Origin of the sequence: Sphingobium sp. MI1205 (assembly GCF_001563285.1) — a bacterium.
In the GTDB taxonomy this organism is placed as follows: Bacteria; Pseudomonadota; Alphaproteobacteria; order Sphingomonadales; family Sphingomonadaceae; genus Sphingobium.
Genome location: NZ_CP005188.1, coordinates 3,241,519 through 3,267,745, shown reverse-complemented (window position 1 = coordinate 3,267,745; position 26,227 = coordinate 3,241,519). Strand labels below are relative to the sequence as shown.

Below are 26,227 nucleotides of genomic sequence, written 5' to 3'. Positions count from 1 at the left end.
GTCGAGCGCATCGCTGCCGCCCCGTAGATCTTACGCCGATGCCCCGTCGGCATTCGGCTCGCGCGCGCCAACGGTCCCCGAACTCAGCAGCTTTTCAGGTGCTTCCCCGGCACGCAAGCGCGTCACCAGCCAGTCCGGATCGATTTCCACACCGAGTGGATTTTCGGCGAACGCGGGTGACCGAAAATATGCATGAGCCTCGTCGCGGGTCTCAAAATTATCAACCTGGAGTTCAACCTGGTTTCCATCCGGATCCTTGTAATAGAAGGATGTGGTCATTCCATGATCGATTTTGAAATACGGAACGATTCCCAGTTCCTTCAGGCGAACGTAGGTTTCCAATAGATCAACGATATTTCGATAAGAAAACGCTACGTGATCGATGCCTGAAACATTCGGATTCGGATCTTCAAGGCCCGGTATTTCACCCACCGCAATTCGATGATGCTCAGCATCGAAGTATAGAAATGCCAGATTTCCGTTGTCGAAAACGGCATCGGCCTCAAACACCGTTTTATACCATTCGACCACTTCAGAAACATTGCGACTTCTGATGACGAAATGCGCCAACCTAGTGGGAACAATCCGTGAAGTCGATTTGTTCTGAACCGGCTGATCAGCCAGATTTTGCATCAAGATCTCCAAGGGTATGCGAGACTACCGCGTTCTTGGCAGCTCTATGCGGTGCTACTAATTCTTGAGCGAGATCGGCTCGGCGGTCCGATCCGATCATCACGTTAGCGCAATGCGCCAGCCATCACTCAATCTGGAAACAGAAACTCTCCGTTCTTCACGAAAAACTTCTCGACAACGTCATTGCCGAATTTTTCGACCTTTTTGTACATCGCGTTGATCATATCGGGGCCACCCTCCACATGGGGGTAATCCGTCGCAAAGCAGATCACGTCTTCAAGGCCATATCGCTCGATGTAACTACCGATATCTTCGAAAGAGAATACCGATACCTTGACGTTACTTTTGATATAGCTTGACGGCAGTTCTGCGAGCGCATCATGCCGTTTTCCGAATGCGCCCAGGTTTCTGTACCAAAGGTCCATCGTTTCCATCATCGGACCAACCCAATAAGCGCCGACCTCGATCACGCCCACCCGCAGATTGGGGTGTCGTACGAAAACGCCGCCGAGCACCATCGTCTGCAGAAAATTCTGCGCGGCCAGATGCATATTGCTCAGATACCAGGGATCCGTACTAAATTCCGCCAGCGTTCGATAGCCTTCGAACGACGGTGCGTCGCGCCATCCCTTGAGAGATTCAAGCAACTTGCCTTCGGTGCCCAGGTGGAGAGTAACAACACAATCGCGCTCTTCCATCAGGGTCCAGAATGGCTCCAGATCAGGGTGCGCCGGCGACTTTCCGCCTGGCAAAGCGCCAGCGGGCAGCCAGATCGCGCGAATTCCTGCGTCAACCAAGGCATGCGCGCCACTCATCAGTTCGTCGATCGTTTCACTGATGAGAGGCGGGACGGGGCGAATGCGATCCGACTTTTTTGCTTCGTCCACCATCCATGCATTGTAGCATTTTAGCCAGGCTTTAGCCTTGCCTGCACGATCTCCAGTGATAGCACTCAGTAGATTGGGGTCATACTTGTCATGCATCAGCAGCGTGACGGCCCAAATCCCGACACTGGTCGGAAACATCAGCTGTCGGTTGACGCCTATGGCATCCATAACCTCCAGTCGCCGAGCCATGTCCACCGCACCCGGAGCCTTGGTCCCCTTGACGTTCATGATAGTGTCGGTGATTTCGATCACATCGCCGGCATAATCGGGCACATTGGACGAATTTTTGTCTTCTTTGTCCGTAACGCTGCTGGCGATCCAGGCATCAGCCAGTTCGCTCACACCGGTCCCGAAATATTCGACCCACTGCTGCGCAGGGATCATTTCGTGACTGTCCACGTCCACGATCCTTCCGGCTAGCGCCTGCAAAGCCGGGGGAAGCGCTATTGCGTCAACCATCTTCAATCCTCTCGTTTTTTGAATCACAAGCAAGTCTCGCATCAGTCAAATAACTTTGCAAATGAAAAGTTATGGTGGCGAGTGATGCATCGTCGTGCCGTTCAAACTAACGATAATCCGCCGTCCACAGGCAGAGCCACGCCTGTGATATAACTGGCCTGATCGCTAATAAGCCACGCCACGGCTGCAGCTATGTCATCCGGCTGGCCCAAGCGTCGGAAAGGGATTGCATCGATCATGCCCGTTGCCGGACCGCCCGCAGCGTTGCTTGCCAGCATCGGCGTGTCGGTAACGCCAGGGCAAATGGCATTGACCCTGATGCCTTCCGCTGCGACTTCCAGCGCTGCGGTGGTCGTCAGTCCGATCACTCCGTGTTTGGAGGCCGCATATGCTCCGGCGCGAGGCACCGGACGAATGCCCGCTGTCGAGGCAATGTTGACGATGGCGCCGCCCTTGCCCGCTGCGATCATGGCTTCCGCAGCCGCACGATAGAACAGGAAGTAGCCCTTCAAATTGACAGCGATTGTCCTGTCAAAGTCCGCCGCAGACAGTTCGTGCAACGGCTGTGGCGGATGCACGATACCCGCCACGTTCACCAGGAAATCGACCTTGCCAGTTTCCTGCAGGCAGCGCGCGACGAGTTCTGTGGCTGCCTGATCATCGTCGACATCGCCTAAGACCGAGACAATTGGGTGCGAGCCAGATTCCTCAGTCAGTTTCTGAAGGGCGGAAGCGTCCCGGTCGAACGCATAGACCGTGGCGCCATCTCTAAGAAGTTGGAGGGCAACCGCCCTTCCTATGCCTTTCGCTGCGCCAGTGACGATCCCGACCTTACCGTTCATTTCCGCTCCATCTCGTAGCTTCAATCATTTTGTCATATGACAAGCTATACGCGAAATGGCGAGTCAATATGTCTCGCTGAACAGCCGTTTTCCGGGCCATTAGCGCTGCGTATCGCCTAGCTGGTTGCGCTGTCACGGGATATGGTGTCAGAGTGGCGCGCGTTCGAAGGTGGTCCGAAGCAATCGCAGACACACTCAGCGATTGAGAATCGGCCCTTTCGAAGCCTTACGTGCTTAACTTGGAAGTCTGGATTGCTAGAAATGCCGATAACCGCAAGCAAACCTTCCGACGATCGACAGCCTGCACTTACAACACCAAAAGCAAAAAAGCCCGCGCACAAGCGGCGTCCCAAGGAAGTGATGGCGCGCATCATGGAGGCTGCGACCAGCAGCTTTACTCGCGACGGTTTCAAGGGCGCTCGCATGCGCTCCATTGCGGCCGATGCGGGCATCACCATCCAGCTGCTGACTTATCATGCGAAAAGTAAGGAGCGGCTCTGGGAACTGGTCATGGAGCACATGCTCACGAAGTATGAGACGTTCCGGGGTGAAACCAAAGCCTTGCCGAGCGATGCCAGCGCTGCGGATCGTCTCAGGCACGTAATCGCCGACATCGTGCGCTACAGCGCCAGCGAGCCGGCACTTCACAGGATCATGACATCGGAGGCCGTCCAACCCTCACCCCGCCTGTCATGGCTGAGCGAGAAATTTACCCGGCCCGCTTATGACGAATTCGTGTCTCTAGCGGCGCAGGCGCAGCGTGAGGGTGCCATCCGACGCGATATTGAACCGGCGCGGTTGCGCTTTGCCGTGGTGGCAATGGCATCCGTGCCATTTTCGGTCCCGGCGGAATATGAGTATTTCACCGGGAAAAGTCCTTTTTCTTACGGTGAAATTGAGCAGACCATCGACCTTATTATTCACATGGTGTTTGAAGATTAGCGTGGGATTTCTGAGTGCCTGCAAATGCGCGGGCGCATCCGAGGCAAAAGCATGGCAAGATAATGCGCAGACTGCCCGTCCTGCGCCTGCAAGGAATGAACAGAGCGACGGGCACCCCATCCATTCCTTGTCATGAGCGAACAGTCGATCAGCCCAGAATAAGCATTGGCTGCTCGACATAGCCACGGAAGGCCTTCATGAACCGGGCCGCAATCGCGCCGTCGATCGCGCGATGATCGAAGCTGGCGGTCGCCGCCATGATCGTGGCAAGACCGATCTCGCCATTCACCTTCCATGGCATCTCAACGCCGGCACCTACGCCGAGGATCACCGCCTGCGGCGGATTGATGACGGGAAACATCTCATCGATGCCGAACATGCCGAGGTTGGAAATCGAGGCGGTGCCGCCTTGATAGTCCTCCGGCACCAGCTTTCCGTCACGCGCCTTCTGCGCCAGCGCTTTGCTTTGCGTAGCAATGGCCGAAAGAGAGAGCGCACCGGCGTCTTTTATGACCGGTGTGACCAGGCCGCCATCGATGGCGACCGCCATGGATATGTCGACGCGATCAAAGCGATGAAGTTCTTCGCCACCGAACTGCACGTTGGCTTCTGGCACATCGGTCAAGGCGAGTGCCATCGCTTTGACGAGCATGTCGTTGACGCTGAGTTTTATGCCGCGACCGACAAGACTTTCGTTGAGTTCACCGCGTAGTTTCAGCAGTGCCTCAAGATTGCATCGCGCCGTGAGATAGAAGTGCGGAACGGTCTGCTTGCTTTCCGTCAGACGCCGCGCGATCGCCTTGCGCATGGAACTAAGCTTGACGGTTTCGACCGGAACGCCAGCAGGCGGCGGTGTGGTCGCAACCGCCAGGCGTGCTGACGGAGGCGGATCGCCGGCTGGACCAGCCACACGATGGATGCCGAGATCGGCGCGAACGATCCTGCCATGTGGTCCCGATCCTTGAATGCCTGAAAGATCGATCCCCTTGGTTTCGGCAATGCGCAATGCGAGCGGGCTCACCCTGATCCGTTCGGCGGGCGAAATACGAAAGCGTGTGTCGCTGACCTTGGTGCCGGGGCTGGAAGGCGGCGGGACCGGTTCGGCAGCACGGTCGGAGCTAATCGTGATCGATTCTGGCTTGTCAGCGGCCTTTGGAGCGTCCGTGATTGCCGGCCTGGATTCGTGCGTGCTCCCGTCAGCCATCAACGCGATGACAGTGCCAACAGCGACATCGTCGGTTCCTGCCGCCACCACCAGCTGAGCGATTCGTCCGTCCTCGACCGCTTCGAACTCCATTGTCGCCTTGTCGGTCTCGATTTCGGCCAGCAGGTCGCCGGACCTGACGGTGTCACCTTCGGCCACCAGCCATTTTGCAAGCGTGCCTTTCTCCATTGTCGGCGAGAGCGCCGGCATCTTTAGCTCGATGGCCATGTTCATTTCCCCAGAATGAGTTCGGCGACAGCGTCGATGATGGCTTCGCTGTCGAGCCGATATGTCCGATAAAGGTCGGGTAGATCTCCCGTCTGTCCAAACCGGTCCGTGCCGAGCGGACTCACGCGCATCCCGGTAACTCCGCCGAGCCATGACAGCGCTCCCGGCGATCCATCGAGCACAGTGACGAGGCCGGCGCCGGGTCCCAGCAGCGACAGAAGTGTTTCGGCATGGCACGGCTCGGGTGCCTCGCCGTTCCAGCGGGCCGCGCACCGGGCCGACCAGCCACGATGCAGCAGATCCGGCGATGTTATGTTGAGCAGCCCAAGGCCGGGAATGTCCACGACAAGTTCGTTCCAGGCCGCCAGAGCCTCTGGCGCGACGACGCCGGTAAAAACGATCGCGGCTTCGGCGCCAGGCGATGGTTTGCGTAGCCAATACCCGCCCTTGAGTGCATCGGGTTCCCAGTTATCATCTTCGCGTTCGATTTGCGGAATGGATCGGGTGGACAGGCGCAGATAGACGGAATTGCCGTCTGGCCGCTGCATGTAATCAAAGGCCCAGCGCATCATCACAGTCAGTTCGTCAGCATAGGCTGGCTCGAAATAGGTGAGATTGGGTTGGCCCATACCGATCAGCGGGGTGTTGATCGATTGATGCGCGCCACCTTCGGCTGCCAAGGTAATGCCGGAGGGCGTGCCGATCAGCAGGAAGCGCGCGTCCTGATAACAGCCATAGTTGAGCGCATCAAGGCCGCGTGAAATGAACGGGTCATAGACCGTTCCGACGGGTAGTAGCCGCGTTCCGAAATGCGGCGCGGCCAACCCAAGCGAGGCAAGCATGATGAAGAAGTTATTCTCCGCAATGCCCAGCTCGATATGTTGGCCAGCCGCGTGCTGCGCCCATTTTTGCGCCGATGGAATCTTGGCCTTGTGGAATACGTCCGCCAGTTCCTGCCGCCGGAACAGCCCACGCTGATTGACGAAAGCGCCAAGGTTGGTCGTTTGTGTGACATCGGGCGCTGTGGTGACGATACGGTCGGCCAGTTCCTCGCCCGATTTGGCGAGATCGAGGAGAATGCGCCCGAATGCCGCCTGGGTCGATTGCTCGGTGCCTTCAGGTACGGGGAGGCGTGCCGGCACGGTAACCGCGGGAGCATGTGGTTCCTTTTGCACCCGCGCGATAGCGCTCGCTTTGATGAAGGCCTGCAACTGCGCCGCGACATTGTCGCCCAGTCCGCCCCAAGGCTCCCATTCCTCGCCTTCCTGAACGCCAAGGCTCACCCGAAACTGGTCCATCTGGGCCGGGTTCATCATCCCCGAATGATTGTCCTTGTGGCCCGCGAGCGGCAGGCCGTGCCCCTTGACGGTGTAGGCGATGAACAGGGTGGGCTTGTCGTCGTTCGCGCCGTCAAACGCGTCGATCAAGCTCTCGACGCAATGACCGCCGAGATTGGTCATCAGCCGCGCCAGCGCCTCGTCATCGAAACTTTCGATCAGTTTTTCGACATGGGGCCTGTCGCCGATTTCAGCCATCAGCCGCTCGCGCCAGGCGCCGCCGCCCTGATAGGTGAGCGCGGCGTATTCAGCGTTCGGGCAGTTGTCGATCCAGTCCTCCAGCGCCTTGCCGCCGGGCCGTTTGAATGCGGCCTTTTGTAGCTTGCCGTTCTTGAGCGTGACGACCCGCCAGCCGCAGGTTTCGAAGATGTCGTCGAAGCGGCGGAACATGCGGTCGGCCGTGGTCGCATCCAGCGACTGACGGTTATAATCGACAATCCACCAGCAGTTGCGAAGATCGTGCTTATAGCCTTCGATAAGGCATTCGTAGATGTTTCCCTCATCCAGCTCGGCATCGCCCATCAGGGCGATCATCCGCCCGGCGTCTTCCTCACGAACCTGGCCATGTGCGATCAGATAGTCCTGCACGAGCGATGTAAAGGCTGTGACAGCCACGCCGAGGCCGACCGAGCCGGTCGAAAAATCGACCGGGATGCTGTCCTTGGTCCGGCTGGGATAGCTTTGCACACCACCTAAACCACGGAACTGCTGCATCCTGTCGAGCGACTGGTTTCCGAGCAGATAGTGAATGGCGTGCAGCACGGGACCGGCGTGCGGTTTGACCGCGACCTTGTCCTGCGGCCGCAGCGCATGGAAGTAGAGCGCCGCCATGATCGCCGTCATCGACGCGCAGCTCGCCTGATGACCGCCTACTTTCAATCCATCGCGCTTGGGCCGGATATGGTTTGCGTTGTGGATCATCCAGGATGACAGCCACAGAAGGCGCGTATCGAGTTGCTCCAGCGCGCCAATCTGGTGCTGGCGGTCGGCCGTTAGGGTCGTAGCCACAATAATCCCCTCAGAAATGCGGTCTTCAAAGGCATGAGGGACCAACGGGAAACCAATTGGCAGCATCATTCCCTTGACGAAGCCACGCTCGTAATGGCAATGACATAACTGTTCAAATGAAAAGTTATTTGCCGGGGAGAGCCATGCCTGACGCCTTCATCTATGACCATGTGCGAACGCCCCGCGGGCGCGGACGGCCGGACGGTTCCTTGCGGGAGATCACAGCCGTTGAACTGGCGGCGACCCCTCTGCGCGCGCTAGCCGAACGAAACGGACTCGACACCGCGCTCATCGACGACGTTGTCTATGGCTGCGCGCAGCCGGTAGGTGAGCAGGGAAGCAACATCTCACGGGCCGCAGTGCTCGCCGCTAATTGGGATGAGCGAGTCGCCGGTCAGCAAGTCCATCGCTTTTGCGCGTCTGCGCTCGAAGCGGTTAACAACGCGGCCGCTCAAGTTATGACCGGCGCCGCGTGGGCGGCGGTAGGTGGTGGCGTCGAGTGCATGTCACGCACTTACATTGGCGCGGACACGGGTGCCTGGACCGGCGATCCATGGCGCAGCTATCACAATTACTTTACGCCGCAGGGCATCGGCGCGGACCTGATCGCTACGCTGGATGGCTTCACCCGTGAGGACGTCGATGCCTATGCCCTGGAGAGCCAGCGGCGATCCGCCGAATCGCAGCGTTCGGGAGCATTCGACCGCGCGATCGTGCCGGTGAAAGACGTGATCGGCCAGGTCGTGCTTGATCGGGACGAGTATCTTCGTCCGAATACGACGATGGATTCTCTGTCGGGATTGAAGCCGGCCTTCACGGACCTGGGGGCGCTGGCGTTCGACGCGGTCGCCCTGCAGCGCTATCCTCAGGTTGAGGCAATCGATCATGTCCACACCGGCGGCAATTCGTCCGGGATTGTGGATGGCGCTGCGGCAGTATTGGTGGGGAACCGCGAGTTCGGCGTTGCAGCCGATCTCAAACCGAGAGCCCGGATCAGGGCGTTTACGAACATCGGTTCCGAACCGACGATCATGCTGACCGCTCCGGCGGATGTCACCCGCAAGCTGTTGACCCGCACCGGCATGACGACCGCTGACATCGATCTCTTCGAAATCAACGAAGCCTTTGCCAGCGTGGTGTTGCGCTTCATGAAGTATCTCGACCTCGATCCGTCCACGGTGAACGTCGCCGGTGGCGCCATCGCGCTGGGCCACCCGCTCGGAGCGACCGGCGCGATGATCCTCGGCACGGTGCTCGACGAACTCGAACGCCGTGATCTCAACACCGCGCTCATCACCCTGTGCGCCGGAAACGGGCTGGGTACCGCGACCATCATCGAACGGATCTGACATGGCGAAATATCTGACGACCGAGCGCGCCAATGGCGTGCTGACCATTACGCTGGATGCGCCTGATGCGCCCGTCAACACGGTATCGCCGCCGTGGGTCGACGAGATGGTGGCCACGTTTGAGGCCGCGCGGGATGATGCCGAGATCACGGGGATCATTCTGACATCGGCCAAGGTCGGCTTCATGGCCGGGGCCGATCTAAAATACATTCTGCGCGAGGGCGTCACTATGACGCCGCAACAGGCCTTTGCGATGAGCGAGAAGGCCAGCGCGATGCACCGCCTGATCGAGACGTGCGGCAAGCCGGTCGTTGCGGCGATCAACGGTTTCGCGCTTGGTGGCGGTTACGAACTGGCGCTCGCCTGCACCTATCGTATCGTCGCCGATGATGCCGAGGCAGTGGTCGGCTTGCCCGAGGTTAACGTCGGCCTGTTGCCGGGATCGGGCGGAACCCAGCGCCTGCCCCGGATGATCGGTGTACCGCAAGCGAGCGAAGTGTTGCTCGAAGGGCGCAGCTACGCGCCGCAGGAGGCCTTGAAAAAGGGGCTTGTCGATCAGGTCGAGTCTGCGCCCAACCTGCTCGACGCGGCTCGCACCTGGCTTGCCGAAGCGCCCGACCCTATGCGCCCCTGGGATCGCAAGGGCTTCGCAATCCCTGAATCGGATGGCCTGCTCAAACAAAGCACCGCCACCTATTTCTCGATCGCCGCAGCGAAGCTTCGCGCCAAATACGGGGCCAACTATCCCGCGCCAATCGCAATTCTGGCTTGCATTTTCGAAGGGGTGCAGGTTCCGTTCGACAAAGGTCTTGTCGTCGAAGGACGCTATTTCGCGAGCCTGCTGACCAACCCGGTGGCGCGCAACATCATCCGCACGACGTTCGTGAACAAGGGCCTGGCCGAAAAAGGCGCGCGGCGACCGGCAGACGTGCCCGCATCGACCGTGCGCAAGGTTGGAATACTTGGTGCCGGCATGATGGGCGCGGGCATCGCCCATGTCGCAGCAAAGGTCGACATCGAGGTCGTGCTGCTCGATACGACCGTGGCCGCTGCGGAAAAGGGCAAGGCTTATTCCGTTCGCCTTCTCGACAAGCAGATCGCTTCCGGAAAAACGACTAAGGAAAAAGCGGACGCGCTTCTGAAGCGGATCCAGCCGACGGACGACTATGCCGATTTGGCGGGCGTCGATCTCGTCGTCGAGGCCGTCTTCGAGGATACCGCGATCAAGGCCGACGTCACGCGCAAGGCACAGGCAGTAATAGGTCCGGATACGCTGTTCGCTTCCAATACGTCGACCTTGCCGATCAGCCAGCTAGCCGAGGCCTTCGACCGTCCGGAGGATTTCATCGGTCTCCATTTCTTCTCGCCCGTCGATCGCATGGCGCTGGTGGAAGTTATCATGGGGAAACGCACACGGCCAGAGACGCTGGCGCGCGCGCTCGACTTCGTCGCGCAGATTCGCAAGACCCCTATCGTCGTCAACGACAGCCGGGGATTCTACACGAGCCGTGTATTCCAGACATTCATTCACGAAGGGATGGAATTGCTGCGCGAAGGTGTGGCACCCGCTCTGATCGAGAATTGCGCAAGGCAGGCGGGCATGCCTGTCGGGCCGCTGGCCGTGATCGACGAGACAACGATCGAACTGCCACTCAAGATCGTACGCCAGTCGGAGAGCGAAGATCCCGCCTATCAACGGCCGAAGTCGGCCGAGGTCATGGAGAAGATGGTCGATGTGCTGAAACGGCCGGGCCGGAAAGGCGGCGGCGGCTTCTACGAATATCTCGAAGGTGGCAAAAAACGGCTGTGGTCGGGCCTCGCCAAGGAATTTCCAGTCGCGACAGATCAGCCCGAACCGGAAGAGGTGAAGAAGCGCATTCTTTACATCCAGGCACTGGAGACCGCGCGCTGCCTGGAGGAGAATGTGCTTACGCACCCTGCCGATGCAGATCTGGGCGCGGTGCTCGGTTGGGGCTTCCCGAGTTGGGCGGGCGGTACGTTGTCGCTGGTCGAGACGGTGGGTGCCCCTGCTTTCGTTATTGAATGCGACAGGCTGGCCCAGCTTTATGGCCCGCGCTTTGCACCAACCCAAGGGCTGCGTCGCATGGCGGAGACCGGGGAAGGCTTTGACTGGTCATGAAACGAATCGGCTTCGAACTGGAACATGAGCAGTTCCGAGATAGCGTGCGCCGCTTCATGACCAGCGAAGTGGCACCGCACGCGGAGGCGTGGCGCGCCGCCGGGCAGGTCGACCGAGCGATATATCGCAAGGCAGGCGAAGCCGGGCTAATCTGCACATGGGCTGACCAGCGCTGGGGCGGCGCGGGGATCGATGATTTCCGCTTCGAGCAGATCATCATCGAAGAGAATATGCGCCACGGCGATATCGGCTTCTATATAAACCTGCACAGCAATCTCGTCGCGCCCTATATCGCAAAACTCGGCTCCGAAGAGCAGACTGCGCGCTGGATGCCGGGGATCGTTTCGGGTGAGACGATCTTGGCCGTGGCGATGACCGAACCATCGACCGGCAGCGATCTTGCTGGAATGCGGACCAGCGCCGTGCGTAACGGTGACGGTTGGCTACTCAACGGCGCCAAGACCTATATCTCTAACGGGATACTGTCCGACCTGATTGTTGTGGCGGCGCGTACCGATCCAATCAAGCCGCATGGCATTTCGCTCTTTGTCGTCGAACGTGGAATGGAGGGGTTCGAACGCGGCCGCAAGCTGGAGAAGATGGGGCTGAAGAGTCAGGACACCGCTGAACTGTTTTTCAACGATGTCGCGCTCCCCGAAGCAAATCTGCTGGGGGAGCCGGACAGGGGCTTCCAATACCTCTCGCGCTTTCTCGCGCAGGAACGGCTCGTTGCCGCAATCGGCTTCATGGCCACCGCTCAGACTGCTTTCGACCTAACGCTCGACTATGTGAAGGAGCGGCGTGCGTTCGGCCGCCCCATCGGCGCATTCCAAAACACACGCTTCGTACTCGCTGGCCTGCGCGCGGAGCTCGACATGGCGCAGACTTATGTTGACCAGTTGGTAGGGTTGCTCAACGCCGGCGAACTTAACGCGGATGACGCTTCCGCTGCCAAACTCGTGACCAGCGAACTGGAAGCACGGGTGATGGACGCTTGCGTGCAACTTCACGGCGGCGCGGGCTATATGGACGAATATAGGATCAGCCGCATGTATACCGACGCGAGGATCAGCCGCATATTTGCCGGCACGTCCGAGATCATGAAAGAAATCATCGGGCGGAGTCTGGGTCTCGACGAACGCAAAATGAACTGAACCGGTGCGGACCGGTCCTCGCTCAGTCGATAGTCGCTGGTCGGTCCGCAGAACAGAATAGCTAGTTCGGGGACGATAACCGGTCGACCCGCGGTCACCGCACGCGTTGGTTCCGAGCTACACACGCAATGGGAGAAGGTTATGGGACCACTGGCAGGCGTCCATGTCGTCGAGTTCGCGGGTGTCGGGCCAGGGCCGATGGCGGGCATGCTTTTGGCGGATCTGGGTGCGACGATCATCCGCATCGATCGGCTGGAACCAAGTAATCTCGGCGTTCCCTTCGATACGCGTTTCGACATCCATGCCCGTGGACGGCGGTCTATCGCGCTCGATCTGTCGAAACAGCAGAGCAGCGAGGTCGTGTTCCGCCTGCTGGAGCGGGCCGATATCCTGATCGAAGGCTTCCGGCCGGGCGTGATGGAACGCCTGGGATACGGCCCTGACGAAGTGCTCGCGCGGCACCCGCGGATCATTTACGGACGCGTGACCGGCTATGGGCAGACAGGCCCTATGGCCAGGGTGGCGGGGCATGACCTCAATTACATCTCTTTATCTGGCGCGCTTGAGGCAATCGGCCCTAAGGGCGGCAAGCCGCTTCCGCCGCTCAATCTCGTCGGCGACTATGCTGCGGGATCGCTCTATCTGGTGACGGGGGTGCTGGCGGCGCTGGTGGAACGGGCCAGTTCTGGGCAGGGCCAAGTCGTGGATGCCGCGATCGTGGATGGCGCGGTTTCGCTGATGTCGGTCTTTTACGGCCTCCGCGCCGCAGGTGCCTGGGGACTGGAGCGCGGTGACAACTATCTCGACGGTGGCGCGCCTTTTTACGACACGTATGAAACCATAGACAACCGGTTCATGGCCGTTGCAACGATCGAGCCAAAGTTTTTCCGTCAGTTGGGCGAGAAGATCGGGCTGGCCCCCGATCTGGTCGCCAGCCAACTAGACAGGTCGCGCTGGCCGGAGATTCGCGCGGCCATGACTTCGATATTCAAATCGCGGACGCAGGACGAATGGAGCGACCTGCTGGCAAACAGCGATTGTTGCGTCACGCCCGTTCTGACAATGGATGAGGCGCGCGACCATCACCACCTTCGCAGCCGGAAACTTTTTGACGAGATCGGCGGCGTGTCACAGCCCGTGACCTGCCCGCGTTTCAGTCGCAGCAGCAGCAGCCCGGGGGCCATCCCCATAGTGGGTGGCGACACGTTCGACATTCTTGACGACCTGGGGTTCGATGATGGCCAGATTGCCTGTTTTCGTGACGCAGGCGCTATCGCTGACGATATGAGATGAAAGAAAACTATGTCAGGGCGAGGCCGCCATCAACCGGCAGGATGGCACCCGTCACATAGCTCGCTTCTGGACCCAGCAACCACAATGCCGCATCGGCGATGGCGGTTGCGTTGCCTACCTTTCCCAGTGGGATGCGCTGTTCCGCCACGGCCACGATGTTGGCGTTCGTGTTTCGCCTGTACATCGGTGTATCGATGATCCCCGGACAGATCGCATTGACCCTGATGCCGTGCGCCGCGACTTCCAGCGCGGCCGTCACCGTCAGGCCGACGATGCCATGTTTGGAGGCCGAATAGATGCCGGCGGTCGGCCAGGGACGTATTCCAGCGGTCGAGGCGATGTTCACGATCGAGCCTGATTGCGCCTGCTCGATCAGATGAGCGGCGACTGCCTTATACATAAGGAAGCCGCCTTTGAGATTGACCGCAAGCACCTGGTCGAAGTCAGGCTCGGAAGCTTCGTGCAGCAGACTGATTTGTCCTGGCACGCCCGCGGCGTTGACCAGAAAGTCCAGGCGCCCCGCCTCGTCCAGGCAGCGGGTGACAGAAACCGGAGCAGTGGCTGGGTCCGAGATGTCGGCCACCTGTACCAAAAGGCGGGGAGAGCGGTGCTTTTCCGCGAAGGCGGCGACCGCCTCGGAGTTGATGTCGAGGGCGAGGACCGTTGCGCCCTCTTTCAAGAGCCGAAGCGTGATCGCCTCACCCATTCCACTGACGCCGCCCGTCACGATTGCAACCTTGCCGTGCATATACTCTCCTGTTTCAAACAGTATTTTCACAAGGCTATCGGGCACCTTTGAAATCGGGGGCAGACCAGGCAGACCCCGCCGTCGACTGGCAGGACCACGCCGGTCACATAGCTCGCGGTTCGTGCCCGCTTGTGCCCGAAATGCACTCCGTTCATTTGGCCGACATGCCTCCATCCGCGATCACGACTGATCCGGTCATCCCCGACGCCCAATCGGACAGGAGAAAACAGGTGGGACTTGCGATTTCGTCTGGCCGAAGGAAGCGCTTGATCGGGATAGTGTTTTCGATACTTGAAGCGACTTCCGGGGCATCCTCTTTCAGATGTTCGATAGCCGAGGTGGCGGTGTAGCCAGGCTCCAATGCATTGACGCGAACACCGTGTTCGGCCCATTCCACCCCGAGAACAGCCGCCATGTGCGAGAGCGCTACCTTGGAAGCGCTGTAGGCCAGGTGCGGGCCGACCGAAGTTCGTGCTGCGATCGATGAAATGAGGACGACGCTTCCGCCCCGTTCGAGCATCGGCTGCCCAAACGCCCTTACACAGAGAAATGCGCCGTTGAGATTGACGTCAATGACCCGTCGCCACTCCTCCTCATTGTGCGCGATTGAAGGCGAGAAGAACGCATATGCCGCGTTGACGACGAGGCCATGAACGGGTCCGATCTCCGCTTCGATGGCATTGCTCGTCGCAACGACGCTGGCGGAGTCACTGACGTCCATTGCGTAGAACATCACGCGGGCTGCGGTCGCTGCGGTCAAGAGCGTTGGCGGCGGCTTTTCCTTTTTCCACGTCGCGCCCCGTCAGCACCACGATACCGCCGGCAAGCGCCAACCTTTCCGCTATGGCCAGGGCAATGCCGCCATAGCCACCGGTGATCACGTGCACCCTCCCTTTCAACCCATCCATTGGAGTTCCTCTGCGCCGTAATGTTGTCGTCGGTTCTCGTTCATCGCGCTCCGTCGAAACCTGCTAGGTTGCGGTCAGCCCTCCATCTGCAAGATAGCCTCCACCGGTACAGAAAGAGGCCGCGTCCGATGCCAGGAACAGGCAGAGTTCTGCGATCTCCTCAGCTTGGCCCAGTCGCCCGAGCGGCATCGATTTGGCGACTTCCTCGAAACCGGAACGAACCGGCTCGGGGGCGCTCTGCGTCATCGGCGTCTCGATCATGCCGGGGTGGACCGAATTGACGCGGATATTGAATCGGCCGAGGTCGAGTGCAGCCGCCTTGGTCATGCCCGCCACCGCGAACTTCGACGCGACATAGGCAAAGGTGTTTGGCGCTCCGACCAATCCGGCAGCCGAGGACATGTTGACGATGGCGCCACCGCCGGCCTTGAGCATGGACGGGCAAACGAGGTGCATGCCCAGATATGTTCCGACCTGGTTCACTTCGATGACGCGGCGGTAGGCCATTTCGCTGCAATCCTGAACGGCGGTGCTGTCGCCGACGATACCGGCATTGTTGACGAGAATGGACACGGGGCCGCACCTGGCCTCCGCTTCGGCGATTATTCGCAGCCAGTCCGACCGGCTGGTCACATCATGCTCGAGAAAAACTGTCGCGCCAGTTTCCTTACCCAGCCCGGCATCGGAAGGTTCGGCAATATCGGTGCAAATGACGAACGCACCCTCCCGCGCGAACAGTCGCGCCGTCGCCGCGCCGATGCCCGAAGCGCCACCGGTGACGATGGCAACTTTTCCCCTAAGTCTCATCGCGTTGCCGAACCGGTCAGGTCGTAGGTCCGGCGAAGATGATCGGTGTCGCTATACTCGCGAATGCGCCGGATCTTGCCCTCATCGACCTCAAAGACGATGTGATAGTGGTTGTTGTAAATCCGCCCATTCGTCAGTTCCAGGTGTCCTACGGCCTCAACCGCGACGAAATTGCCCTCGGCGATCATATGCGTCGGTGTAATCCGGAACTCGCCGGCCGCATCTCTCGTCAGAATGGTGTAGAGCTTTGTGATGCCTTCATGGTCGAGGAGACCGCAGCCTTCCATATCCCCGGCGACGAAAAAGGTCACATCGTCGTGGAGCAAATCGAACTTGCCGGCACCAGCGGCTGAAAAGAAGCGTTCGACCAGAGCTTTATTGTCAGACAGGGACATGCGCCTCTCCCATATTTGTGGTTATGGTTATTTTCGCCCGCGCCGTGGATCAGGACGTGCGCAGGAAGTACTTTTGTTCCCGCCTCAACCGTCCGTTACAGCATCGGATTGCGGCGCTATGGTCAGGGCGATCTTTCCAAAGTGACTGCCCGTCGCGAGCGCATCGAGCGCCATATTGGCATCGGCAATGTCATAGCTCCGATCGACCACCGGACGGAGTTCATGATCCGTTACGAACTGCACGAACTGCTGGAGGGTCGCGACGGATTCGACCTCGACGGTATGGAGGTGCAGCGTCCTTCCCCGAAGAGCCATTCCATCAAGCTGTCCGCCAAAGCCGGTCAAGACACCGACAAGCGAAATATTTCCGCCAAGCGCCATAGATTGTAGCGACTGCAGCATCGTCGCCTCGCCGGCGACCTCGATAAGGTGATCGACCCCAAGGCCCCCTGTGATCTCTCGGACCGTCGAGGACCAATCGGGGGTCCTCTTGTAGTTGATCAACGCGTCCGCCCCCATCGCTTTCGCACGGTCCAGTTTTTCATCGCTGGACGAGATGAGGATCGCGTGCAGGCCGAGGATTTTCGCGATCTGCAATGCGAAGATTGAGACTCCTCCGGTGCCCTGCACAAGAATAGTCTGACCGGCCCGAGCCTGCCCGTACAGAACAAGCGCGGCCCAGGCGGTAACGCCGGCGCAGGGCAAGGTGGCCGCTTCGACATCCGAAAGATGCTGCGGTACGGGAACCACGGATTGTGCCGGGATCACAATCGTTTCGGCCAAAACGCCGTCGATTGATCCTCCAAGATTGCGGCCAACCGTCTTCGCCGTGGGTTTACCCTCCAGCCAGTCCGGAAAGAACGACGGCACAACCCGTTGTCCCATCAGCGCAGGATCGACACCTGCTCCCACGGCGTTGACCACACCGACGCCATCAGAGAGCGCTATACGACCTCTGGCATCACCGAAGAACGGGCCAACCGGATGGTTCCGTACGATCAGATCACGGAAATTCAGGCTCGCAGCCCGCATCGACAGGCGAACTTCACCGGGTCCGGGTTCCGGTTGCGGCCTGTCGACAAGGCAGTATCGGTTCTCATTGTCTGGATCGATTATGATCGCACGCATGGTAAACCTCGCTTGGCGACAATGGGCGTGCCGCTAAAATTATGGAGAGTGGTCAGTCGGAGGCTTGTGAATGCCCGGCGTGTTTACGGCCAATGCCTGCTCACACTTCGGGCTGAATCGAATTTTCGATGTGTCCTAGATGATCGATCTCGACCCTCACCCGGTCTCCGGCCTTCAAAAAACAGGGCGGGGTCATCGCGCCGCCGACACCGCCCGGCGTGCCGGTATAGATTATGTCGCCCGGCTCGAGTGTCATCACCTGGCTGAGTTCCGCCACTTGTGCCGCGCAGTCGAAAATGAGGTGCTTCGTGTTCGAGTTTTGTCGCAGCTCGCCATTTACGAAGCTGCGTATGCCGAGGTTCGCCGGATCGACCTCGTCCGCGGTGACGATCCACGGTCCGAACGGCGCATGCGTGTCGAACGACTTGCCGAGAATGAACTGCGAGGTCCGCAATTGCCAGTCGCGCACGCTGACGTCGTTGCCGACCGCATAGCCGAAAATTACCGTTGCTGCCTGTTCCTGCGATACATGGCGACAACGCCTGCCGATCACGAAAACCAGTTCCGCCTCGTAATCCAGGGCGCTTGAGACTTTCGGCAGTTCTACGTCGTCAAATGGGCCGTTTACCGCAGTCGAGGCCTTGGAAAACCAGGTCTGGTGCGTCGGCAATTCCATGCCAGCTTCGGCGATATGGTCAGCATAGTTGAGGCCGATGCCAAAGATCTTTCCGGGGCGCGCGATCGGGGCGGTCAGCCGAACGTCCGAAAGATGGTAGTCGGCCACGCCACGAAGCGGATCGCAGGCCACGCGATATTCGTCCCAGCGCTCGATCAGCTGTTCCATCCGGTCGTCCAGGCCAGCAATACGCGATGAAAGGTCGGTGATGGCGTCTCCTTCATACAGGCCGAGCCTCGGCGCCGTGCCATCTATTGAAAAACGGAGGAGCTTCATCAGTTCATCTCCGCCGAAATTGCCCGTTCGAGCCAGTTATCAATTCCGCTTTCAACCTTGTCCGACATCCTACCCACTCCTCGATTCAGATCTTACAGGGTCCACCCACCGCCAGCGACGATCACCTCTCCAGTGATGTAGCTGGCCTCCGGAAGGCAGAGTAGATACACAGCGCCAGCCGCTTCCTCCGGCGAACCTGCACGTCCCAGCGGAATGCCGCGTTCCATCGCTTCCAGTATTTCCGGACTGACCCCGGCCTTGATATCTCTGCCCTTGATGGAGATCGTCGAACCTTGCGCCTCACCCGCCGTCATGCGCGTCGTGATCGCGCCAAAGGCGACGGCATTCACGGTTATGTTGTAGCGCCCCCATTCCTTCATGAGCGTTTTGGTAAGGCCGACGATGCCTGCCTTGCCCGCGGCGTAGCCGATCTGACCCGGATTGCCGCCCAGGCCAGCCACCGAGGAAATGTTGATGACCCGTCTGGACGTGGCACGCCCCGACTCCGCAATCTCGCTCTTGGCTAGGTTTGCCAGTATCGGCTGAGCGGCTCTGAGTATGCGAAACGGCGCCGTAAGGTGCACATCGAGCATTGCAGCCCATTGGTCATCGCCGGTTTTTTGGATGACGCTATCCCAGGCATAGCCCGCGTTATTGACGATGATGTCGATCGTGCCGAATGCATCCATCGCGGCGCCTATGAAACCGTCGCCGAAATCGGGATCGGTGACATCGCCGACATGGATCGCCATTTTCGAGCCTAGCGCGGTGATCTCGTCGGCTGTCTGCTGCGCAACGTCCGGGTCCAAATCGTTGACGACGACGTGCGCGCCTGCGCCCGCAAGCTTGAGCGCAATGGCCTTTCCGATACCACGCCCGGATCCCGATATCAGCGCAACCTTGTTTTGAAGAGGCTTCAACTGTTTGATCTTTCTTCGCTGGTGCGGCTGCGTAGAGCGGGTGCGATGGTCACGCCGCCGATTCCGTCTGGCTTTGCAGAAAGCGCGCCCGTATCTCCGGCCGGTCGGCAAATGCCGCGTACCAGTCCAGCGCGCGCGGATCGGCCATCGCGTCTGCGGTGGCGACTTTGCCGATGGGGGCGCCCATCAGCAGCTTGCGCAGCGGCACTTCCATTTTCTTGCCGGTCAAGGTGTAGGGCACCTTGGGAACCTGCAGGACCACGTCCGGCACATGTCGCGGGCTCGCCTGCTCCTTCAGCCGACGCTTGATGTCGTCGATGAGAGGTTCATCGAGCGTGTCCCCATCGTGTAGCTCGACAAACAACGGCATGAAAAAGCCGCCGTCCGCCGTTTCGCAACAGATGATCACACTGTCGACGATGCAGTCGATTCCGACCAACGCGCCATAGATTTCCGATGTCCCGATCCTGACGCCGAACCTATTCAGCGTTGCATCGGCGCGACCATAAACGTAGCAACCACCATCCGACGTGATTTTCACGAAATCGCCATGACGCCATATGTTCGGATAGGTACTGAAATAAGTGTCGTAATATCGGGCATTTCCTTCATCGCCCCAGAAGAAGAGGGGCTGCGAAGGAAATGGCTTGGTGACGACCAGTTCACCGACCTGACCGACCAGCGGCTTTCCGGCGTCGTCCCAGGCTTCCACCGCGATGCCCAGCAGTCTGCCCTGCATCTCAGCGGCGCGAACGGCCCTGCTTGGCACCGACCCGAGCAGGCCGCCGCACAGATCGGTGCCGCCGGACGTGTTGATGATCCACATGTCGGGCTTCACATTGGCGTAGAGCCATTCGAACGTGGCCGGTGTCGATGGCGCTCCGCCCAGGACGATCTTGTCGAGACGCGAAAGATCGTGATCTTCAGCCGGGCGCATCTTCGCGTCGTCCATCATCTTCACAAGAGTCGGGCTGGCGCCGAACGTCGTTGCGCCGGACTGTTCCGCAATTTCCCACAGCTTGTTCAGATTTGGCCAGGTCGGGCTTCCATCATACAGGATGGCGGCAGCGCCCGCGAGCAGCGCGCTCATCACTGCGTTCCACATCATCCAGCCGGTCGTCGTGTAGAAAAACATCGACTGGCCCGGCTTCAGATCGAAATGAAGGCGCATCTGTTTGGATTGGTCGAGCACCATTCCGACGTGACTGTGCACGATCGCCTTGGGCAAACCCGTAGTGCCGGATGAAAAGAGAACCCAGAGCGGATGATCGCAGGCAACACGCTCAAACCTGAAATCGCCGCGCGCCGGTCCTTGCTTTGCGATCATCTCTTCCCAGAGGAGAGTTTCGATCCCGATGTCGTCGGGAACATCCTGTCCGAGATAGGGTAACCAGACGATCCGTTCGAGGCTGGGAAGCTGCCCGGCAATTTCGGCGATCTCGGTGCGGCGATCGAATTTCCTGCCTGCGAAGCTGTAGCCATCTGCGGCAAAAAGAAGCTTGGGCTCGATCTGCGCGAAGCGATCGACGACCGTCTTGACCCCGAACTCGGGCGCGGCCGACGACCAGATCGCCCCGATCGCGGTGACCGCAAGCATTGCGATCGCGGTTTCCGGCACATTGGGCATGTAAGACCCCACCCGGTCGCCAGGCTCGATGCCGTAAGCCCTCAGCTGCGTTGCAAGTGCCCGCACCGCATCGCCAAGTTCGGTCCAGGACGTGACACTGTAAGGGCGAATCTCGCTGCTGTGGTGCAGTGCGACCTCATCCGGCTTCGCTTCGACCTCGTACCGCAAAACATGCTCGGCATAATTGATCTTCGCGCCAGCGAACCAGCGGGTGGAAATCATATCCGGGCCGCTCATCACCGCATCATAGGGTTCATCGCTCAGGATCTCGAAATAGTCCCACAGCGCGGCCCAGAACGCGGCAGGATCATCGACCGACCAGCGCCAGAGTGCTTCATAGCCGTCGAACTTCAGCCCTTTTTGCCGTTCCAGATATCGCATTAAGTGCTGCATGCGGCTCGCCTCGATCATGGCGGGCGACGGTGTCCAGCAAATATCCCCTTCCGCGATCATCCGTCACTGCCTCACGATCATGGTGGGCTTCGCGACCCGGTGGGCGATCCGCCAGCCATTCGGCGTAAGACGAAACACATCGTGAAATTCGGCGAGACCGGCCACACCCGGAACCTCATTGGGACCTTCGTCACTCCCCTCGCCATGAAAGATCGTGACATAGGTAATCGCCGTGGCTTCATCAGCACCAACCCGTTCAAAGAACGGGTGACTGCACAGATGGCGGGTCGCGATGGTGGCGGGGCGACTGTCGAGAAAAGCGCGCAATGCTTCGCTTCCCTTTGCCTCCACGCCCGGACGCTCGAACAGACAATCTTCGGTAAACAGCGCGACCATTTCATCATATCGACGGCGATCGACCAGCACCGCATAGGCGACGACCAACCGGTTGCATTCCGCTTCAATGGCTTGCCGTTCGGCGGGCGACAGAAGAGAGACGGCGCTCATTGTGCCACCGCCCGTCGTCCGGCGTCCTGCACGTCCGAAGCGAGCCGACCAGTCGCAGTTTCGAGCACCGCTCGTGCCGGCACCGCCGAATTTCCACGCCAGGCGACATGCTGATCCGGCCGGATCAGGAGCAGCTTGCGTTCCAGCACTGCAAGTGCTGGCTCATCCGCCAGACGGACCACCAGAAGCGGTATGTCGAGCGCCTGCGCCGTGGACGCGAAATCCCCTTCGTCCGCCTCGCCGATCACGAGCAGCGTGAGTTCCGGCCCCAACCGATCGATCAGGAAGCTACCATCACCGAGCACGACGTGCGGCAGTCGAGCACCTGGGAAGGTCGTCGGCACGCATGTCAGCCTTTTGAAAGGTGGAGGCTGACCTTCCTCACCGATAACGACAGGTGAGCCTACATATCGATAGCCGTGCTCAATCCCCCAGCTTTCATTTTCCGCGTTGCCTAGCGCAGCAATCTGTCGGGCCAGTTCGGCGCGAACGGCTTCACCCTCCGGACCGGTTTCGTCGAAATGGCCGGATTGCATGGCGGCCATGTAGGCATCCGCAATCTGCATGCGGACGGCAAAATGCCCCTCGGAACCGAGCCGATTTTGTTCGGCGATCAGCTTGCGCTCCCATTCGTAGCTATCAAGCAGCGCAAAGCCAGCCCAGCCATTGACGATCGCCGCCAGTTTCCAGCCAAGGTCGATCGCGTCGCCAACCCCGGTGTTCATTCCATAGCCGCCGGAAGGGATCACCTGGTGCGCTGCGTCGCCCGCCAGCACCACACGGCCTTCGATATAGCGCTCGGCGATGACGAGATTGGGTGTCCAGGGGTTGGCGACCAGTATCTCGAAATCGAAATCCCGGCCCACGAATTGACGCAGCATCGCCGCGGCATCGATGCTGTCATCGTTCGTGCCCGGAGGCAGCGGGATGTGGACGGTCCATGTGCCGATATCGTCTTGCGCCACCATGCTCCCGATGCCGGTCTGAAGATGCCACGCCACACCCCAGGGATTCAGAATATCCCGATCGGGCGACCGGAAGTGGATCATCATCATTCGCGCGATATTTTCGAGACCCGAGACATCGATGCCCGCTTTTACAAACTGCGCGGTCATCAAGTCCGTCACCCTGTCCACACCGTCCAGCCCAATGCCCAGCTTGCGCCGCACACGGCTCCCGCCGCCATCGCAGCCTGCCAGGAACAGGCTGCGAAGTTGCCGGGTCTCACCCGTCTCCTCGTTGACGATCGTCGAGGTCACGCCGTCGCCATCCTGGCATAGACTATCGAATCGCCAACCGAAAAGAGCCTCCACCATCGGATTGACGTCGATCTCCTCACGAAGCACGGGTTCGAGAACGATCTGGGAGATGCGGACGCCCGACTCCGCCGTGCCGGCGCCATCATTGGCACGATGCATCGCCGCGCTTTTTGCCGCTGCCGACGGGTATTGAAAATTGTGCAGCAGATGGCCGCTGGGCGACGTTGCCCACATGATGTCAAATGCGTTGTCCTGCGGTATGGCGGCCGCGCGCAACTTGTCGCTGATCCCTAACCGGCGGTAGAGTTCCATGCTCCGCCCATTGGTCAGGTCCATCTTGGGATGCCGCGTGGTGCTTGGATTTCGCTCGACGAGGATCGAACGGACCTGGTGTCGCGCCAGTTCGAGGGCAAGCGTCATGCCCACCGGCCCGCCCCCCGCGATCAATACAGGTACGTCCAGATTCATCGATCCATCTCCCGTTGCTCGACCCCGATTCGATTTACGGCTGGTCGGTTTCCAAGGCACGCTATGCTTTACTTGTCATTTGGTCAACAAAGCTCGCGTGGAAATCTCAGTTCCAGCGGACAGGCCGTGGCGCCTTGCAGGCGCAAGCGCGCTTGATCCGCTAGCGCAATTTCCGCACTATGGCGCGCGCGTGAAGAACCCCCATGATCGCATTGCCGGCGGTCAATCCCCGGTGCATCACCTTGGCCAGCTTCTGTTTGTCCAAAACGTGATGAAGCTGCGACAACAGCGCGATTTCATGCCGGGCGACTTGTTCCGTCAGTTCGGCGTACAGGCGCAGGGTAAGTATGCCATCCTCGCCTAGCGCGTCCAATGCACTGGATGCCCGGAAGTCTCCAATCAGCGACAAGACCTCAGCATCCAGCAAATCGACACAGTGTGCGCCGTTCACTTCGCGAAGCTCCACAATTTCAAGGTTTTGAGCGATCCGCAGATCCTCATCGAATGAATCGCTTCGCTCACGCAATTCCGACAGAGTGACGATCGGCAGCTTGTCGGGTGTCCAGTCGGCTTCGGAAAGGGCATCGCGAAACGCCATCTCCGAGATGCCTGCGGACGCGAAGCCGCCATAGCCGCCATGGGCATATAGCAACGGCTTGCAGGCGGCACCCGCCGCGTGGACCGATTGGACATCTCCGAATACGATGTCGTGAGTCGCCACCGAAACGATGTTTGAGACTTTGCAGTCGAAGCTCGCAAGGGCGGTGGCCAGAATTGGTGCGCCGGTCGAACCGGCCTCCCATCGGCCAGCCTTGAACTTATCCTCGGCGAGCACGGCGCCCGCGAAGGCGTTGGCCACGTCATGGTCGCGGTAGCTCAACACGTTTATGGCGAAGGCACCCGATGATTTTATGGCGTTGAGCGACGTGTTGTTGCGATTGATGCAACATAGTACCGTGGGCGGAGTAGGGGATACCGAGCACACGGCGGTTGCCGTCATGCCGAAGCGCGCCCCTTCTGCATTGGCAGTTGTGATCACATTGACGCCTGCGGCCAGGCAACGCATCCCCAGCTTGAACGCCTCGGCTTGCTCGATCGTCAATGCGTCCACTTCGGTCGCAGGGGCTTCGGCTGTCACTTGCGTGTCTCCTATGTTTTCCGGCCGGCAGCCTGACATTCGAAAGCGTGCTCGGCGCAGGCATTGGCGATGGATGCGTAAACACCTATCCATCGCCATGCGGAGAGGTTCGAATTACTTCCGACGATCTAGCCGCCGCGAGGCTTCATCTCGGTAACGAGCGTCGAGGGATCGTAGCCGTTCAATTCGCCCTCGATCTGGTCTTCCCGTCCGCCGTGCGTGCTTGTGCAGCGGTATCCGAACATCACCTTGAGTTGGTCGTCAAAGGACGCTGCTACGTCAGGGTGTATCGAAGTCCAGGGATTGACCTGCGGGCGCATCCACGCCCGGTAGAACAGCGTGATCGCGACGTGCCGCAATTTGTCCGTGCGGTTGGCGCCGGTTCCGTGCCACAGACGCGTGTCGAAGATCATCGCGCTTCCGGCTGGGCCTTCCGCTGCGACGGTTCCGTCGCTAACGAAAATATTGTCCGGTCCGACATGCACTTCATGGCTTCCAGGAAAGACGCGGGTGCCGCCATTGGCTTCGGTCACGTCGTCAAGGAACCAGAGGATATTCATTCCGACCGGAAACTGGCCGACGGCCGGCTGCACGCCTGTCTGGTCGTAATGAAGTTGCTGTGGTTCGTTGCCGGGGCCGGCGATGACGGATAGATAGTTGGACACGGTGTAATAATCGCCGAGTGCGGGCCGCATGAAATAATCGACGATGGGAAGCTTGAGCATATCGAGGAATGGCTGGCCCTTGTTGGCCAAGTTCCAGACACGTTGCGTCGGCCCGCGCGCATGGCCGGCCTTGCCTTCCCACCAGGCCACGCCGGCTTCCTCTTCAGCTGCCGCCTGATCGACAAGACGCTGACGGACGGTCGCCAACTGATCGGGGGACAATACATCCTTGATCAGGCAGTATCCGAATTTTTTCAGGTCTTCCCGTCCTTTCGCCCAATCGCCAGTAAGCTTCGGAAACTCAGGAGAGCCATCCATGTAGGTCTGGCTGCGAACGCCTGCCAACCGGTCGCAGAACTGCGTGACGGTCGGAACGTCGCCTCCGACCTTGAGGATACTGAACAGCATCGCGCTGCGCGGATCCAGCTGGCTTTCCATCACGCGCACCAAATCATCGGGATGCGCGACCAAGCGACCGGCAGACGGACGCGCTTCCACCAAGGACCCTGAACGACAATCCACATAGATCGACTTGTCACTACCGAAATCGAGATGAATGACGCCGTCCAGTTCCTTCAATCGATCGAGGCGGGGGCGAAGAATCGCCACTGCCCGAGCTACGTCTTCCGAGCTGGCCTCGCGTATTTCGGAGACCGTAGGGAGGTCGACCGCCCGCAGATCATTCGCCTGGTCGGCAATAAGTTCGGAATCCATAGCCGCCTCTCCATTATTCTACCGTTTTATGAGCGTGGCGCGACGTAAACGTCGCGCTCGACAAACCACGCCGCTCACTGGCTAGCCATAATACTTTGCAATTGACAAGGAAAAGTCAAGGG

The 26,227-nt window shown here is 59.7% G+C and carries 23 protein-coding genes; 5 read left to right on the top strand and 18 right to left on the bottom strand.

What is annotated here, in order from left to right; genetic code table 11:
• Positions 1 to 30 precede the first annotated feature (30 nt).
• From K663_RS16155 to K663_RS16145, 3 genes are all read right to left on the bottom strand, one after another.
• Positions 31 to 633, bottom strand: a complete 603-nt coding sequence (locus tag K663_RS16155) for a VOC family protein (RefSeq protein ID WP_062119842.1) — start codon at positions 631 to 633, stop codon at positions 31 to 33.
• Positions 634 to 761: 128 nt separating this feature from the next.
• Positions 762 to 1,979, bottom strand: coding sequence for an amidohydrolase family protein (locus tag K663_RS16150; protein WP_062119840.1), 1,218 nt, complete (start codon positions 1,977 to 1,979; stop codon positions 762 to 764).
• 101 nt (positions 1,980 to 2,080) lie between these two features.
• On the bottom strand, positions 2,081 to 2,821 hold the full coding sequence (locus K663_RS16145) for an SDR family NAD(P)-dependent oxidoreductase (protein WP_062119837.1): 741 nt from the start codon (positions 2,819 to 2,821) through the stop codon (positions 2,081 to 2,083).
• A gap of 261 nt (positions 2,822 to 3,082) precedes the next feature.
• On the opposite strand from K663_RS16145, the gene K663_RS16140 reads away from it, so the two are divergent.
• Positions 3,083 to 3,763: a TetR/AcrR family transcriptional regulator gene (locus K663_RS16140; protein WP_062119833.1), complete on the top strand. Its 681-nt coding sequence runs from the start codon at positions 3,083 to 3,085 to the stop codon at positions 3,761 to 3,763.
• A 148-nt stretch (positions 3,764 to 3,911) separates the two neighbouring features.
• Here the strand turns inward: K663_RS16140 and K663_RS16135 are convergent, their stop codons facing one another.
• Positions 3,912 to 5,195, bottom strand: a complete 1,284-nt coding sequence (locus K663_RS16135) for a pyruvate dehydrogenase complex dihydrolipoamide acetyltransferase (protein ID WP_062121094.1) — start codon at positions 5,193 to 5,195, stop codon at positions 3,912 to 3,914.
• A gap of 2 nt (positions 5,196 to 5,197) precedes the next feature.
• On the bottom strand, positions 5,198 to 7,540 hold the full coding sequence (locus K663_RS16130) for a transketolase (protein ID WP_062121090.1): 2,343 nt from the start codon (positions 7,538 to 7,540) through the stop codon (positions 5,198 to 5,200).
• A 143-nt stretch (positions 7,541 to 7,683) separates the two neighbouring features.
• Here K663_RS16130 and K663_RS16125 point away from each other — a divergent pair, with 143 nt between their 5' ends.
• From K663_RS16125 to K663_RS16110, 4 genes are all read left to right on the top strand, one after another.
• Positions 7,684 to 8,889, top strand: a complete 1,206-nt coding sequence (locus K663_RS16125) for an acetyl-CoA C-acetyltransferase (protein WP_062119831.1) — start codon at positions 7,684 to 7,686, stop codon at positions 8,887 to 8,889.
• A gap of 1 nt (position 8,890) precedes the next feature.
• A complete protein-coding gene (locus K663_RS16120) occupies positions 8,891 to 11,029 on the top strand; it encodes a 3-hydroxyacyl-CoA dehydrogenase NAD-binding domain-containing protein (protein ID WP_062119828.1) in 2,139 nt (712 codons plus the stop codon).
• Entirely contained in the window at positions 11,026 to 12,183 is a 1,158-nt protein-coding gene (locus K663_RS16115; protein ID WP_062119825.1) for an acyl-CoA dehydrogenase family protein, read from the top strand. Before K663_RS16120 ends, K663_RS16115 begins: the two co-directional genes overlap by 4 nt.
• Before the next feature lie 141 nt (positions 12,184 to 12,324).
• Positions 12,325 to 13,476, top strand: coding sequence for a CaiB/BaiF CoA transferase family protein (locus K663_RS16110; RefSeq protein ID WP_062119816.1), 1,152 nt, complete (start codon positions 12,325 to 12,327; stop codon positions 13,474 to 13,476).
• A 7-nt stretch (positions 13,477 to 13,483) separates the two neighbouring features.
• Here the strand turns inward: K663_RS16110 and K663_RS16105 are convergent, their stop codons facing one another.
• The 13 genes from K663_RS16105 to K663_RS16045 all read right to left on the bottom strand — a co-directional run bounded on the left by K663_RS16105 (position 13,484) and on the right by K663_RS16045 (position 26,105).
• Complete coding sequence (locus K663_RS16105) at positions 13,484 to 14,224, bottom strand: SDR family NAD(P)-dependent oxidoreductase (RefSeq protein ID WP_062119814.1); 741 nt, start codon at positions 14,222 to 14,224, stop codon at positions 13,484 to 13,486.
• A 151-nt stretch (positions 14,225 to 14,375) separates the two neighbouring features.
• Positions 14,376 to 14,957: an SDR family NAD(P)-dependent oxidoreductase gene (locus K663_RS16100; RefSeq protein WP_083535932.1), complete on the bottom strand. Its 582-nt coding sequence runs from the start codon at positions 14,955 to 14,957 to the stop codon at positions 14,376 to 14,378.
• Complete coding sequence (locus K663_RS25045) at positions 14,932 to 15,132, bottom strand: SDR family NAD(P)-dependent oxidoreductase (RefSeq protein WP_062119807.1); 201 nt, start codon at positions 15,130 to 15,132, stop codon at positions 14,932 to 14,934. Before K663_RS25045 ends, K663_RS16100 begins: the two co-directional genes overlap by 26 nt.
• Before the next feature lie 63 nt (positions 15,133 to 15,195).
• Positions 15,196 to 15,939 carry an SDR family NAD(P)-dependent oxidoreductase gene (locus K663_RS16090; protein ID WP_062119804.1) on the bottom strand — a complete coding sequence of 248 codons (744 nt, stop codon included), beginning with the start codon at positions 15,937 to 15,939 and terminating at the stop codon, positions 15,196 to 15,198.
• Positions 15,936 to 16,334, bottom strand: coding sequence for a nuclear transport factor 2 family protein (locus K663_RS16085; protein ID WP_062119801.1), 399 nt, complete (start codon positions 16,332 to 16,334; stop codon positions 15,936 to 15,938). The genes K663_RS16090 and K663_RS16085 overlap by 4 nt, the downstream gene beginning before the upstream one ends.
• An 84-nt stretch (positions 16,335 to 16,418) precedes the next feature.
• Positions 16,419 to 17,462, bottom strand: coding sequence for a zinc-dependent alcohol dehydrogenase family protein (locus K663_RS16080; protein WP_062119798.1), 1,044 nt, complete (start codon positions 17,460 to 17,462; stop codon positions 16,419 to 16,421).
• A gap of 100 nt (positions 17,463 to 17,562) precedes the next feature.
• On the bottom strand, positions 17,563 to 18,414 hold the full coding sequence (locus K663_RS16075) for a fumarylacetoacetate hydrolase family protein (RefSeq protein WP_062119795.1): 852 nt from the start codon (positions 18,412 to 18,414) through the stop codon (positions 17,563 to 17,565).
• 92 nt (positions 18,415 to 18,506) lie between these two features.
• On the bottom strand, positions 18,507 to 19,334 hold the full coding sequence (locus K663_RS16070) for an SDR family NAD(P)-dependent oxidoreductase (RefSeq protein ID WP_062119792.1): 828 nt from the start codon (positions 19,332 to 19,334) through the stop codon (positions 18,507 to 18,509).
• A gap of 49 nt (positions 19,335 to 19,383) precedes the next feature.
• The gene (locus K663_RS16065; RefSeq protein WP_235589464.1) at positions 19,384 to 21,354 is read right to left on the bottom strand and encodes an acetoacetate--CoA ligase; all 1,971 of its coding nucleotides are present in this window, start codon (positions 21,352 to 21,354) and stop codon (positions 19,384 to 19,386) included.
• A gap of 63 nt (positions 21,355 to 21,417) precedes the next feature.
• Positions 21,418 to 21,861 carry a nuclear transport factor 2 family protein gene (locus tag K663_RS16060; RefSeq protein WP_062119786.1) on the bottom strand — a complete coding sequence of 148 codons (444 nt, stop codon included), beginning with the start codon at positions 21,859 to 21,861 and terminating at the stop codon, positions 21,418 to 21,420.
• Complete coding sequence (locus tag K663_RS16055; protein ID WP_145902298.1) at positions 21,858 to 23,588, bottom strand: FAD-dependent monooxygenase; 1,731 nt, start codon at positions 23,586 to 23,588, stop codon at positions 21,858 to 21,860. Before K663_RS16055 ends, K663_RS16060 begins: the two co-directional genes overlap by 4 nt.
• Positions 23,589 to 23,748: 160 nt before the next feature.
• The gene (locus K663_RS16050) at positions 23,749 to 24,726 is read right to left on the bottom strand and encodes a flavin reductase family protein (protein ID WP_158511199.1); all 978 of its coding nucleotides are present in this window, start codon (positions 24,724 to 24,726) and stop codon (positions 23,749 to 23,751) included.
• A gap of 128 nt (positions 24,727 to 24,854) precedes the next feature.
• Entirely contained in the window at positions 24,855 to 26,105 is a 1,251-nt protein-coding gene (locus K663_RS16045; protein ID WP_062119780.1) for a phytanoyl-CoA dioxygenase family protein, read from the bottom strand.
• Between the last annotated feature and the right edge of the window lie 122 nt (positions 26,106 to 26,227).